Here is a 12913-nt window from a genome sequence, read left to right on the forward strand (position 1 = left end):
ATGTTTTTCAGCGCCAGAAAAAACAGTTTCAGCAAGGCTTCATCGCTCGGGAAGGAGCCGCGATTTTTGGTCAGCTTGCGCAGGCTCATGTTCACCCAGCCACGCGCAGCACTCGCGCCAATTGCACGACTTCTCTGCCATGGCTGCGCTCAGCAATGCCGTGCGCGTTCGGCGCGTCTCCCGCATCGATGAATGCCGCTTCCAGCGCGCTCAGCAAGGCAGGTTGGTTGCCTTTCACTGGCAGCAGATCGTCTGGGATAGCTGTCGCCTTTCTCACTGCTAGCGGCGTGATGGAAGCGTTGAGAATTATGCAATTTAATTAACAAAATTAATATATTTAGTTACAATGATTTAATGGTTGCGCAACCCGTTTCACTGGCAAAACTTCGGTGCAGGTTTCGTCTGTCGGATGGGTGATTGCGCGGTCGGCTATTTTATTGAATTTATTGGATGTTTTTTTGACGTAGCCACACACTGAATTCCCATCATTTGCTGCACCTCCCTCTCATGCAAGGAGCCGCCTATGCGCGCCAAGTACCTTAAGCTCGTCAGACTCAGCGCCCTCTATGACTTGATGGCGACTGCGGCTTTCGCCACGCCGTGGACATTCGCTGCCGTGCACACTCTGCTGGGGAGCATTTCGCCGCTGCCCGCATTCGCGCCTATTCATGTTCTTTTCGCCAATCTGCTGGGCAGCGTGGTGGTCATTTGGTCGGTGCTGCGTCTACGCCGACCGGAGGCCGAGTTCGGCTTGTACGACACGTTTGCCCGCGGGCTGTTTTTCATCTGGCAGTTGTACTATCTGCTGGCCATGAACGGCGTCGCCATCGTCTGGGGATTTGCAGCCATGGAGGCGGCTTTTGGCATTGCGCAGGGATATGGCTATTGGCTGCTGCGCAAAACAGAAAGCGGAAAGCCCAGCGCTTGCCGGATCGTGATGGCGCTTCGGGCCGCTGCCTGACAAGCCAGGGGCTTTACGGCATGGGAAAAGCCGCTTCGGCTCCCATGCGCTACGGCAGGGATAGGGGAGGGTGGCCAGGCCTTGGCGGCCTGGCCCGTCGCGCCGCCGCCGCGCTCAGTCCTTGGCGGCGTAGCGCGCGTCCAGCTCGTCGTAGAAGGGTTTGTTGACCAGGCGTTGGCGTTCCGCGAACGGGACCACCAGCTGCGGGTCTTCCTGCAGCACGCCGTCGCGCGACAGCGCGCCCAGGGCGCGCTGCATGCCCAGCACCGCGCCCTGCAGCGCGGCGTTGGCGTACAGCACCATGCCGTAGCCCAGGGTTTTCAGTTCTTCGGCGCTGAATGCCGGCGTTTTGCCGCCGATGACGATATTCATCAGCAGGGGGCGGTCGAACAGCGCGGGCAGGCGGCGGATGTCTTGCGGGTCTCGCACCGCTTCGATGAACAGCACGTCGGCGCCGGCTTCGCGGTAAAGGGCGGCGCGCTCGATGGCCGCGTCTATGCCCTCCACCGCGCAGGCGTCGGTGCGGGCGATGATCAGCAGGTTTTCGTCTTCGCGCGCCTCGACGGCGGCCCGGATCTTGCCTGCCATCTCGGCTGCGGAGATCAGGCTGTGGCCGGCGAAATGGCCGCATTTCTTGGGCAGCACCTGGTCTTCCAGCTGGATGGCGTCGGCGCCGGCGCGTTCCAGCGCCCGCACCGTGCGGCGGACATTCAAGGCATTGCCGAAGCCGGTGTCGGCGTCGACGATGATGGGAATCCCCACCGCGTCGCGGATGGCGGCGGTCTGGTCGGCCACTTCCTTCAGGCCGACGAAGCCCAGATCGGGCAGGCCCAGCTGCATATTGGTGAGGCCGGCGCCGGTCAGATAGACGGCGCCGAAGCCCAGGTCTTCAATGATGCGGGCGCTCAGCGCGTTGTAGGCGCCAGGCACCAGCAGGCCGGCGCGCGCTTCCAGCTGGCGGCGCAGGGTCAATTTGCTTTGTTTGCTCATTCTGTCGTTTCCAGTATGGCGAGGGGGTGGGTCTGGTGAAAGTCGCCCTGCCAGAATATCAGCGGCGGACGTTCGGGGTGGTGACGGGTTTCCAGCACTTCGCCGATGAAGATCAAGTGGTCGCCCTCGGCGTGCTGGCGCGCGTTGCGGCAGACCAGCCAGGCGGCGGCCTGGCCGATCAGCGGGGCGTCGGCGCGCCGTTGGTCGAACTGCGCGCGTTTGCGCTCGTCTTGCCCGGGGCCGGCGAACAGGCGGCACAGCGCCAGTTGCTGGCGGCTCAGCACCTGGATGGCGAAGTGGCCGGCCTGCTGAAAGATGGGCGCCGCGCCGGAATGCTGGCGCAGGCACCATAAAATGAGCGGCGGCTCCAGCGACAGCGAGCTGAAGGCATTCACGGTCAGGCCGACCGGCTGGCCGTCGGCGTCATAGGCGGAGGCGATGGCGACTCCGGTGGCGAAAGCGCCCAGTGTCTGGCGCAAGGCATGCTTGGACGTCATGTCGGCGCGCTCCCCGGCTCATACCTCGATGGCGTAGCCAAAATCGATCTCGCTGGCGCAGAGGCCGCCGCGCATGCCCCAGTTTTCGCCGGGCTGCTCGTTGAGCAGGATGACGATGTCGGCCGGCGCCATGCCCAGCAGGGCGGAGACGTCGGCGGCCAGCCTGGCGTAGAGCTTTTTCTTGGTGTCTGTTTTGCGGCCGGCGAATATGGTGATCTCGATGTGCAGGTAGTCTGGCTTGCCGCCCGGCGGCAGCAGGTCTCCGGGCGCGTATCGCGCGTAGCGCGCCTGCAGCTCCTCGTCGCTGACGCCGAACACTTCGCGCAGGGCGGCGTAGACGCATTCGATCAGGGCCTGGCGTTCGGCCGGCGCGCGCGCGGCGCTTTCTTCGATTCTGACTATAGGCATAGCGGGCTCATTTCTATGGGCGAGGCGGCGGCGAAGGACGCCGACTGCATTTCGGCGAGGCGGCTCAGGGTGCGGTGGGTGTCCACCGACAGCGCCACCTCGCGCAGCATGGTTTCGATGGGGCGCTCGGAGGCGAGCAGCAGGCGTTGCCGGCGGTCGTACAACACGTCCACCAGCCAGATGAAGCGGCGCAGGCCATCCGCCTTGTTCAGCTGTGCCTGGCGGATGTCCGACACCACCACCACGTTCCAGCGCTCCGAGATTTCCAGGTAGTCGAGGTGGGAGCGCGGACCCAGGCAGATGGCGTCGAAGTCGAACCAGACGCAATCGTCGCCGACCGCGCGCGCTTGCACCGGGCGGTCGGACAGGCGGACCACGGCGGCCTCGGCCGGCACGGTTTGCCCCAGGCCGGCCAGCAGGCGGCGCAGGCGCTGGTCGGTATCTGCGCCGCAGGGGTCCAGGTATTGCCGCAGGGCTTCGCCCTCGCGGTAGCGGTAGTCCTTGTCGCCGTCCAGATGCAGGATGGACATGTGGCGCTCGATCAGGGCGATCACCCGCAGCGCGTACTGGTGCAGATGAGGGTCGGGCAGCAGCTGTTCCGGCGCGTAGTTCGAGGTGAGGATCACCAGCACCCGCTGCTCCAGCAGCACGCCGAGGAAGCGCTCCATCAGGATGGCGTCCGCCACGTCGTGCAGGTGAAACTCGTCCAGGCAGAACATGCGGCATTGCTTGGCCACCCGCCGCGCCAGCGCGCTCAGGTAGTCGGCGTGCGCGCCGTCCGCGCGCGCCAGGCCGCGGTGCAGGTCGCGCAGGAACTGGTGATAGTGGATGCGCTGGGCGGGCAGCGCGGCCTGGGCGAACAGGCCGTCCATCAGCATGGTCTTGCCGCGCCCGGGCTCGCCCCACAGATAGGCGCCCAAGGGCGTGGCGCGCCGCAGCCAGCCGCCTTGCCGCAGCGCCTGGCGGTACAGCCCGTCCAGCGTCTGGGCGGCGCGGCTTTGGCCGGCGTCCAGGGCCACGCTGCGTTCCGCGAAGCGCTGCGCCAGCGGCGCGTCTTCTCGCCTAGGCATGGCTGGGCTCCGCGGCGGCGGCGAAGTCGCGCAATGCCTGCAGCAGCGCACGTTCGCTGTCCTCGTCCCGTTGTAGCAGGTGTTCCAGCGCGGCGTCGCTGTCTATGCCGCGCTTGTCCTGCGACAGTTTGAACCGGCCTTCTTCATGCAGGCTGCGCACGCGCAGGGCGAGGATGTGCGGCGCGTTGGCGATCACGCGCGGGTCGTCGCCATCGAACTGGAACGGCGCCTGCGGCGGCTGCAGCAGATCGCAGGTGTCGCGCAGCGCGCCAAGCGCGGATTCGATGTCGTCCAGCACTTCGATTTCCGCGTCCATATGCACGGCCACATAGTTCCAAGTGGGCAGCAGGCGGCTGTGATAGGCCTCAGGCGGGATGTAGCGCTGCGGGCCCATGAACACCAGCCGGGCGGAGAAGCGCCGCTGGCTGAACTGGGGATTGCGGCGGTCGACATGGCCGAACAGGCTGCGGTCGGCGGCGCGGAACAGCGGCACATGGCTGGCATGGCGTTGGCCTTGGCTTTCGCTGCTGATCAGGGCCAGCGGGTAGCGCGCTATCATGCGGTCTATCAGGTCGGGCCGGGTACAGCAGTATTCCCGGTAATGGAAGGCGCATGCGCTCAAGATAAGCTTCCTTTCGCAAACAGGTTCAGTGGCCGCCCAGCGCGCGGTCTCGCCGCTGACGGTCGTGGGCGATGGCGGCCTGGGTCATCCAGCGCAGCAGGGCGCGGCCGCGCAGCGGCCGGCCGGAGAAGGGCAGCAGGCAGGGTTCGGCGCGTATCAGTTGCCGCGCCAGCGATCGGCCGAGCAAGGCGGACAGCGCCAGGCCGCGGCCATTGCAGCCGGTCCAGCTCAGCACGCCCTCGCCCGGCGCGGCGAGCGAGGGCTGGCCGCTGGGGGTCAGGCCGACGCGGCCGGACCACAGCCGCGCCGCGCCCGCGTCCTCGCCGAAGACGGCGACGATGCGGCGGCGCAACTGGTCGGCGTGCCATTGTTCCGAACGCCCGGCGCTCAGCGAAAACATGCCGGTCAGCAGTCGGCCCTCCGGCGTCTTGCGGAAAAACCACATGTCGCGGCGGTTGTCGGAAAACGGGATGTCGGCGGGCAGCAGCCGCGCCTGCTGCTCCGGATCTAGCTCGAATTGTCCCAGCGTCAGTTCCAGCGGCACGCTGCGCCGGATGACGTCGCGCGCGCCATCGCGGCTGTAGGCGTTGCCGGCCAGCAGCACCTTTTCGGCCAACAGCGCGCCGCGCGGCGTGTCTAGGCGATGCAGGCCATCGCGGGCGCGGGTTTCCACCTTGAGTACCGGGCAATGTTCGAGCAGCGCCACGCCGGCGGCGCGGCAGCGTTCGGCCAGGCCGCGGACGAGCGCCAGCGGATCGATCTGCCCGCCGTCTTGGAACAGCAGGGCGTGGCGGTACCGGCTGGAGCCGGTGGCGGCGCGCAGCGCGTCCCCTTCCAGCGGCCGCGCCGCGGCGCCCAGCGCGCGCCAGGCCTCGGCCTGCTGCCGCGCCGGCTGGTCCGGCGGGTCGGCGAAGGCCAGCATCCAGCCCTGGCGCGTGGCGCAGGCCTCGGGAAGGGCCAGCAGACTGGCCGAGGATGCGGCCAAGGCGGCGAGGTAGGGCGCGGCGTCGTCGCCCAGCCAGGCGCGCAATTGCGGCGGCCCCAGGCGGGAGGGCACCGGCACCACGAAGCCGGAATTGCGGCCGCTGGCGCCGCCGCCCACCGCGCCGGCGTCCAGCAGCGCCACCGAGCAGCCGGCCTCGGCGGCGGCCAGCGCCGCCGACAGCCCGCTGAGGCCGGCGCCTATCACCGCCAGCTGGCAGCGTCCGGGCAGCTCGGCCGAGGGCGGCGGCGGCAGCAGAGCGGCGCGCGCCTGCCAGCCGGTTTCTGCCGCGAGCAGGCCGTCAAGCGCGCGCGGCGCCATCGGCGAACTCCCGCAGCCGCCGTTCCAGCGATTGCACGATGGCCTGGGAGCGCAGGGCCAGCAGGCTGAAGGAACCGGCGTCGCCCATGCCGTGAGTGGACTCGCAAAGCCCGTTCAGGTAGAGCGGCGCGCCCTGGTCGGCGGCGCCCTGCAGGCGGACGCGGTAATCCAGCTCGATTTCCACGGTTTGGCGTTCCGAACGCAGCAGCGGCGACACCGATTCCAGCACGCGCGGCCAGCGTTCGCGCTTCGCGCCTTCGCCCAGGTCCAGGAAGCCGGTGGCCAGCACGACCAGGTCGGCGGTTTCCTCCCGCGTCTCCCCGCTCAGGAAGTGGCGCATGCGCAGCGCCACGCCGTCGGCGCGCGGCTCGCAAGCCTCGGTTTCCATGCAGGTGAGCAGGGCCAGGCTGTCCTTGCCTTGCAAGCGGTTGGCGTACTGCTTGACGTACAGCTGGTTCAGCACGTCGATGTCGGCGGAGGAGTAGTTGGTGTAGACCAGCTCGCGCCGCAGCTTGGCCTTGTGCTCCGGGCTGGCGGCGAAAAAGGCGTCGACGAAGGCGGGGAAGTAGACTTCGTCCGAGAACGGGCTGGTGTCTTTCTGCCGGTAGCCGAAGTTGCGGGTGACGCCGGCGACGCGGCTCACGCCGCTTTCCGCGCTGGCGTGCAGCAGGATTTCCACCGCGCTCTGGCTGCCGCCTATCACCGCCACGCGGCTGCCGCCGGCGGCCTTCATCCGCTCCAGCGCCGGCAGGTAGTGGTTCAAATGGACTACGCGCGGATCGGCGGCGCGGTTGAACGGCTCCGGGATGTTGGGCGTGCGGCCGGGGGCCAGCACCACGCAGCGGGCCAGGTATTCCGCGCCGTCGGCGCAGCGCACCCGGTAGTGGGCCAGCGAGCCGTCCGCCGCGGCGATGGGCGCCAGGTCGACCACTTCGCGGCCGTATTCCACTTGCCGGCTGAAGCAATCCGCCGCCCAGCTGACGTACTGCGCGTATTCCAGGCGCAGCGGGTAGTGCAGCGGCAGGTTCAGGTGCTCGTAGAGGCGATTGTGCTCATGCAGGAAATTGGTGAAGGAATAGCGGCTGCGCGGATTGCGCGGCGTGACCAGATCGCGCAGCGGGTGGTTCTGGATGTCGGAGCTTTCCAGCATCATGCCCGGCTGCCAGGCGGCGCTGGCGCGCCGCTCCAGGAAGCGGACCGAAAGCTGCGGCGCCAGTTCTTCCAGCGCGATGGCCAGGGCGATGTTGGCCGGTCCGAAGCCGATGCCGATGATGTCGTGCAAGGTGTGGTTCATGCTAGGTTTCCGTTGCTCAGAGTGCCATGGCCGCGGGCGCGGATTGCGCCGCCGGCGCGGCCGGCCACAGGCTGTCCAGCGCGGCTTCGAAGCGCTGGGCGATGAGGTCGGCGTCGTCTGGGGTGAGGATCAGCGGCGGCAGGAAGCGCATCACCGCGCCATGGCGGCCGCCGCTTTCGAGGATCAGGCCGCGCTCCAGGCAGGCGCGCTTGAGCGCCTTGGCCAGCTCGCTGTTGGCCGGCGGGCGGCCCATGGCGTCGGGCTGGCCGTTGGGGTCTATCAGCTCGACGCCCAGCATCAGGCCGCGGCCGCGCACTTCGCCTATGCAGGCGTAGCGGGCTTGCAGCGCCTGCAGCCGCTGGCGCAGCCGCAGCCCCACCGCGCGCACCTGTTCCAGCGAGCCGGGGCGGCGCAGGTATTCCAGCGCGGCGGCGCCGCTGACCAAGGCGATCTGGTTGCCGCGGAAGGTGCCGGCGTGCGCGCCGGGCGTCCAGCGGTCGTATTTTTCGTGATAGGCGATCAGCGCCAGCGGATAGCCGCCGCCCACGGCCTTGGACATGATGATGGCGTCGGGCACGATGCCGGCCCATTCATGGGCGAACATGTCGCCGCTGCGGCCGAAGCCGCTCTGCACTTCGTCCATCACCAGCGGCACGTCGTGGCGGGCGGTGATTTCGCGCAGGCCGCGCAGCCATTCGGCGCTGGCCGGAATGCAGCCGCCTTCGCCCTGGATGGGTTCCACCAGCAGCATGGCCGGCTTGGTCACGCCGCTTTCGGGATCGGACAGCAGGTTTTCCAGGTAGGCCAGCGACAGCCGCTCGGTTTCGGCGGCGTCTGCGCCGAAGGGGCTGCGATAGGCGTAGGGGAAGGGCAGAAACTGGATTTCCGCCGGGTAGCCGTTGACCGCCTGCTTGGGCCCCAGATTGCCCATCATGCCGAGCGAGCCCATGGTCATGCCATGGTAGGCGCCCTGAAAAGCCAGCACGGAGCGGCGGCCGGTGGCGGTCTTGAACAGCTTCAAGGCCGCTTCCACCGCGTCCGAGCCGGACGGCCCGCAGAATTGGACCTTGGCGCGTTCGGCGAAGGCGGCGGGCAGCGCCTGGAACAGTTGCTCGATGAAGTCGAGCTTGGCAGGCGTGGCGATGTCCAGGGCCTGCTGCAACTGGCCGGAGTTCAGATAGGCCGCCACGCGCTCCTGGATGAAGGGGTGGTTGTGGCCCAACGGCAGGGCGCCGGCGCAGGCCAGGCAGTCCAGGTATTCGCGTCCGGCGCTGTCGTAGACGCGGACAAGCTCGCCGCGGCTGATGACGCGGTCAATGCCGCGGGCGTAGGTGCGGGCGTTCGATTCGCGCTCGGCCCACTGGGCGCGGCGGGTTTCCAGTGCATCCATGTTCTAGCGTCTCCCTCAGCTTAAAGCCGTCTCGATTTCCGGCTGCGTCGTCTTGCCTTCGGCGGCGATTTGGCCCAGCTCGCGGATCCAGCGCCGATACTCGATGCCCAGGCGGTCGCTGCGCACGTGCATTTCCTGCTGCAAGTCCAGCGGCAGCCGCGCCGGACGCTGCGATTCCACGATCAGCCTGTCCTGTTCAAACACCATGTCCTGGCGGTACAGAATCTTTTCCTCGGTCAGCTCCGCGCCGAAGTTGATGGCCACGATCAGCCAGATCACGCACTCGGCCTCGTCCACCGGCGTGGCGTTGAGGAAGGTGCAGAAGCGTTCCGTTTCGCCGGTTTTTTTGACGAAGTAGGCGGTGGTGGGGTTGAACACGGAATAGGTGTAGCGGGCGTCGACCGGAATGCCGCGGTGATCGCCATAAGGCTGGAAGACCGAGATTTCCGAGGTGCGCAGGCCGCGATCGTCCTTGAACACCTGGTAATCCTTCAGCGGCTCCGGCGCGTCGGGGTTGCCGTTGAGATTGGCGTGGACGAAAGGGAAGTGCGAGGCGTCCAGGAAGTTTTCCACCGAGCGCAAGGCGTTGCCGCGGTAGCGGTATGGTCCGGCGAACACCTTGCGGAAGGAGGCGTCTTCCCATTCCGGAAACACCGGCAGCGGTCGAACTGGCGCATCCAGGCTGACCCAGATCAGGCCGTAGCGCTCGGCGGCGTGGTGGCGGAAAATCAGCCGCGCGCTGGACGGCGTGGCCTGGTCCGGATGCGCGGGCACGCGGGTGCATTGGCCGCCGGCGTCGAAACGCCAGCCATGATAGGGGCACTCGATCTCGCCCTTCTTGACGCAGCCGAGCGACAGCTTGGCGCCGCGGTGGCCGCAATAATCCTTCCAGGCGTGGATCTGGCCCGCGCCGTCCCGCCACAGCACCAGCTCTTCGCCCAGCAGCGTGACGGCCTTGGGGCGCTCGGCGCTCACTTCGTCGGCGCGCGCCACCACATGCCATTGATTCTTCAGCGCTTGGTAATCCAGCCCGGCGCGGTCCCATTGGCCCTTATACAGCATGGCCGTCTCCCTTGTTCAGCGGGTCCGCCAGATCGCGGCAGGCGCCGTCGAACTGCCAGCCCGGCTGGGTCCAGCCGGCCGGGCTGTAGTCGGACAGGCAGGCGTCGACCAGCGAGCGGCATTGCGCCATCACGCCGCTGCTTTCGCAGTGGCGCAGCATGTCCAGCCTCACTTGCTCGTTGTTGCCGGCGTAGTTGTGCTCGTACAACTCGTGGCGGCCGCCGAATTCGCTGCCCAGCGCGTCCCACAGCAGCTTGATCAGCTTGAGGCGGTCCACGGCGTTCTGGTCCGTGCCCTGGAAATAACAGTCGATCAGGTCTTTTGTTTCCGGATGGCCCAGGTCTAGCCAGCTGGAGACCTGCATGATGGGCGAGCCGCCGAGTATGGTGTTGAACACCGGCTTGAGCTGGGACATCATCTGCGTGCCGAAATAGCGCACGGTCGCGGCGGCTTCCAGCCGCGGCACCACGGAGCCGTCCTTGCGCGTTTCCGGGTTGAGGCACAACGATTCGGTCAGCGACCACAGCAGGTTGCGCAAGGCCACGATGTCGGCCAGACGGGTGCGCACGCCGCGGAAGCTGTCGGTGCCGTTGGACTCCAGCACCTTGGCCAGCAGGCCGCAGATGAAGTCCATCTTGACCGCCAGCCGGGTGCCGGATTGCAGCGGATAGCGGTTGAGGAAGCCGGAGGCGGAATAGAAGCTGCGCGCGCGTTCGATGTCGCGATAGATCAGCACGTTTTCCCACGGCACGAACACGCCGTCGAAAATCAGCACCGAATCGTTTTCGTCGAAGCGGCTGGACAGCGGATTGTCGAAGGGGCTGAGCGCCGAAGCCTCATAAGAGCGGCGGCACATGATTTTCAGGTTCGGGGCGTTCATCGGCAGGATGAAGCACAGCGCGAAATCTTCCTCGCGACCGGTCTGATAGTGGGTGGCGCTGTTCTGGGCGACGAAGGTGGCGTTGGACAGCGCCGCGCTGGTGGCCACCATCTTGGCGCCACGCACGATGATGCCGGCGTCGGTTTCCTTTTCCACATGCAGGTAGATGTCGCGCATATCGGCGATGTCGCGGGCGCGGCCCACCGGCGGATTGACCAACACATGGTTGAGGAACAGCACTTTGCGCGCGGTCTGGCGATACCAGTGCAGCGCGTTGTCGTGGAAGGGCGCGTACAGATGCGGGTCCGACTTCAGCGTGGCGGTGAAGCCGGCTTTGTAATCCGGAGTGCGGCCCATGAAGCCGTAGGTCAGGCGCGACCAGTGCGCGATGGCGTCGCGCGCCTTCAGCAGTTCTTCGCTGGAGCGGCTGGGCATGAAATAGCGGTGGGTGCGGTAGCCTTCCGGATCGATGTCGGTCATCAAATCCCGGCTGGCCGGGTCATGCAGGGCCGCGTAGAGCCGGGACATCGAATAGGCGCTATTGCGGAAGGCATGGTGCCGGGTGACGTCTTTTACCTTTTCGCCGTATATATAAACCGAGCGACCATCGTTCAGACTGTCCAGATATTCTTCCGGCGTCATCATCTCATTCAATGCGTCAGGACTCACTTGCCACTCCACTTTATTTATCAAGCGTAATGAAATCACGGCAGCGGTATTTAGGCTGACTGCTGTGGACTAAATGAATTCAAGGTGTAAGCGTGCCCGCGCGGCGCGCTGGGGGCCGCGTTTTGGCTATTTAAATCAAGATTGGATCAGTGGCTGAAATATCGTCCCAGCAGGAAAATGCCGGAAAACAGCACCACGGTATTGATCACGCGGATGAATTGCTCCCGCGTCAGGCGCAAGGTAATGTGCCGGCCCACGAATACGCCGCACAGCATGGCCGGAGCGAGTATCAAGGCTAGAATCAGCAGCGAGCTGTCCATATAGACGCCGGCGAGGGCGAACAGCACTACCCGGGTCAGGGTGCTGAGACCGATCAGGGTGGTTTGGGTAATCCTCAAGTTTTCCTTGCGTTCTATGCGGCCAGACAGATAGATGGCGTAAATAAAGCCGCCGCTGCCGAACAGGGCGCTGAACACGCCGCCGATCAGGCCGAACGGCGCAGCCGCCCGCGGCTGGAACCGGCGGTTGGGGCTAAGCCCGCTGAGCGAATACAACGAATAGGCCACCACGAAGACGCCCAGCGCCAGCAAGAGGACATCGGGCCGGGTTTTCAGCAGAATGGCGGCGCCGATCAGGCTGCCGGCCACCATCAACGGTATCAGCCGCTTCAATTCGGCGATATCCGCCTTTCGCCCATCCTTGGCGATATTGCTCAATGCGGCGAACATATCCATCAAGGCCAGCAAGGGCACGATCTGCGGCACGGGAATAAAATTGGCCAGTACCGGGCTGGCGACCAACGCGGTGCCGAATCCGGCTACGCCGAAAATCACATAGGCGATAGTCACCGAGGTAAAAACGATCGCAATATCATGCCATGGCAAATTCAACAGCATAGGGTTTCCTTAATAGGCTCCCGAATAAAGCGGGGCGAAATGACGAGCGGGACATTTCCTGTCATTTTACGGCGATTTATATGTGCGCCGATTCATTGAATTATGCAAGACGGCAGGTGGTGACGCTAAGGCAATGTCGAAATGAGCTTGAACTATCCAAGCGTATTGCATTGCAAACTTGGTCAATGACATTAAGTTATTTTGGTCAATGTACGTATTTGATATGGACCATGTCAAACGTAGATAGTTTGGGATGTGGTTTTTTTGCAATCTACAAAAGGTAATATTTTGACAGCAGAAAATACTAATCAGTATTTTCATTAAAATGACTAACCTTTTTAATATAATATATTTGCGGCATTGACGTGTCGTATCGAGGGATGCGGCAATACTAAAATATGTATTTTTTATTTAAATATTTATCGTTTTGCAGGGCTGTTTTGCATACCCCGCCACCCGTTGCGGCATGCTAAGGCGATGAACACCGCAGCCAGGGCCTCCGCACTCGAACGGCATGTATGACTCGCTGAGTAGTCAAAGCCTTGCATAAGCCGCTAGGAATCGCGTCTACTACCCGACTTTGCCCGCATGAATGTGAGCACGCCTGGAGTCAGCCTGATGCAAGCCCTTGAACACATTGACGATCCCCGCCAGACCAGCAATGGCACCTTGCACGATTTCCGCGAGATCCTCGTCATCGCCATCTGCGCGATGCTGTGCGACAACGACACCTTCGAGGAAATGGTCGCCTGGGCGCGCTACAAGCAGGACTGGCGCAGCGCTTCCTGAGCCTGAAGCATGGCATCCCGTCGGAAGACACTTTCTTGCGCATTTTCCGCTTGATGGACCCCAAGCAATTTGAATGCGCCTT

13 protein-coding genes and 1 pseudogene are annotated in these 12913 nt (G+C 65.0%); 3 read left to right on the forward strand and 11 right to left on the reverse strand.

Annotation, left to right across the window (positions count from 1 at the left end; translation table 11 throughout):
* Together C2I19_RS22580 and C2I19_RS17640 are read left to right on the forward strand one after the other, a co-directional pair.
* Nucleotides 1-323, forward strand: a 323-nt coding sequence (locus tag C2I19_RS22580) for a hypothetical protein (protein ID WP_233201259.1), incomplete at its 5' end; no start/stop codon positions are given.
* A 200-nt stretch (nucleotides 324-523) separates the two neighbouring features.
* Nucleotides 524-961, forward strand: coding sequence for a hypothetical protein (locus C2I19_RS17640; RefSeq protein ID WP_103903962.1), 438 nt, complete (start codon nucleotides 524-526; stop codon nucleotides 959-961).
* 114 nt (nucleotides 962-1075) lie between these two features.
* Here the strand turns inward: C2I19_RS17640 and C2I19_RS17645 are convergent, their stop codons facing one another.
* From C2I19_RS17645 to C2I19_RS17695, 11 genes are all read right to left on the reverse strand, one after another.
* The gene (locus C2I19_RS17645; protein WP_103903963.1) at nucleotides 1076-1951 is read right to left on the reverse strand and encodes an isocitrate lyase/PEP mutase family protein; all 876 of its coding nucleotides are present in this window, start codon (nucleotides 1949-1951) and stop codon (nucleotides 1076-1078) included.
* Nucleotides 1948-2448, reverse strand: coding sequence for a flavin reductase family protein (locus C2I19_RS17650; protein WP_103903964.1), 501 nt, complete (start codon nucleotides 2446-2448; stop codon nucleotides 1948-1950). Before C2I19_RS17650 ends, C2I19_RS17645 begins: the two co-directional genes overlap by 4 nt.
* An 18-nt stretch (nucleotides 2449-2466) precedes the next feature.
* On the reverse strand, nucleotides 2467-2856 hold the full coding sequence (locus C2I19_RS17655) for a tautomerase family protein (protein ID WP_103903965.1): 390 nt from the start codon (nucleotides 2854-2856) through the stop codon (nucleotides 2467-2469).
* On the reverse strand, nucleotides 2847-3926 hold the full coding sequence (gene zapE, locus C2I19_RS17660; protein ID WP_103903966.1) for a cell division protein ZapE: 1080 nt from the start codon (nucleotides 3924-3926) through the stop codon (nucleotides 2847-2849). Before zapE ends, C2I19_RS17655 begins: the two co-directional genes overlap by 10 nt.
* Entirely contained in the window at nucleotides 3919-4548 is a 630-nt protein-coding gene (locus tag C2I19_RS17665; protein ID WP_146056862.1) for an FMN-binding negative transcriptional regulator, read from the reverse strand. The genes zapE and C2I19_RS17665 overlap by 8 nt, the downstream gene beginning before the upstream one ends.
* A gap of 25 nt (nucleotides 4549-4573) precedes the next feature.
* The gene (locus C2I19_RS17670) at nucleotides 4574-5851 is read right to left on the reverse strand and encodes an NAD(P)/FAD-dependent oxidoreductase (protein WP_103903968.1); all 1278 of its coding nucleotides are present in this window, start codon (nucleotides 5849-5851) and stop codon (nucleotides 4574-4576) included.
* Nucleotides 5832-7145 carry a lysine N(6)-hydroxylase/L-ornithine N(5)-oxygenase family protein gene (locus C2I19_RS17675; RefSeq protein WP_103903969.1) on the reverse strand — a complete coding sequence of 438 codons (1314 nt, stop codon included), beginning with the start codon at nucleotides 7143-7145 and terminating at the stop codon, nucleotides 5832-5834. Before C2I19_RS17675 ends, C2I19_RS17670 begins: the two co-directional genes overlap by 20 nt.
* 16 nt (nucleotides 7146-7161) lie before the next feature.
* Entirely contained in the window at nucleotides 7162-8535 is a 1374-nt protein-coding gene (locus C2I19_RS17680) for a diaminobutyrate--2-oxoglutarate transaminase family protein (RefSeq protein WP_103903970.1), read from the reverse strand.
* A gap of 15 nt (nucleotides 8536-8550) precedes the next feature.
* A complete protein-coding gene (locus C2I19_RS17685; RefSeq protein WP_103903971.1) occupies nucleotides 8551-9597 on the reverse strand; it encodes an aromatic ring-hydroxylating dioxygenase subunit alpha in 1047 nt (348 codons plus the stop codon).
* Nucleotides 9587-11146 (reverse strand): 4-hydroxyphenylacetate 3-hydroxylase family protein, encoded by a 1560-nt coding sequence (locus tag C2I19_RS17690; RefSeq protein WP_233201258.1) that lies wholly within the window; start codon nucleotides 11144-11146, stop codon nucleotides 9587-9589. Before C2I19_RS17690 ends, C2I19_RS17685 begins: the two co-directional genes overlap by 11 nt.
* A 146-nt stretch (nucleotides 11147-11292) precedes the next feature.
* Complete coding sequence (locus C2I19_RS17695) at nucleotides 11293-12042, reverse strand: sulfite exporter TauE/SafE family protein (protein WP_103903973.1); 750 nt, start codon at nucleotides 12040-12042, stop codon at nucleotides 11293-11295.
* A 618-nt stretch (nucleotides 12043-12660) separates the two neighbouring features.
* On the opposite strand from C2I19_RS17695, the pseudogene C2I19_RS17700 reads away from it, so the two are divergent.
* Nucleotides 12661-12913, forward strand: a pseudogene (locus tag C2I19_RS17700) (transposase family protein); the annotation flags it as partial.

Source organism: Chromobacterium alticapitis (assembly GCF_002924365.1).
In the GTDB taxonomy this organism is placed as follows: Bacteria; Pseudomonadota; Gammaproteobacteria; order Burkholderiales; family Chromobacteriaceae; genus Chromobacterium; species Chromobacterium alticapitis.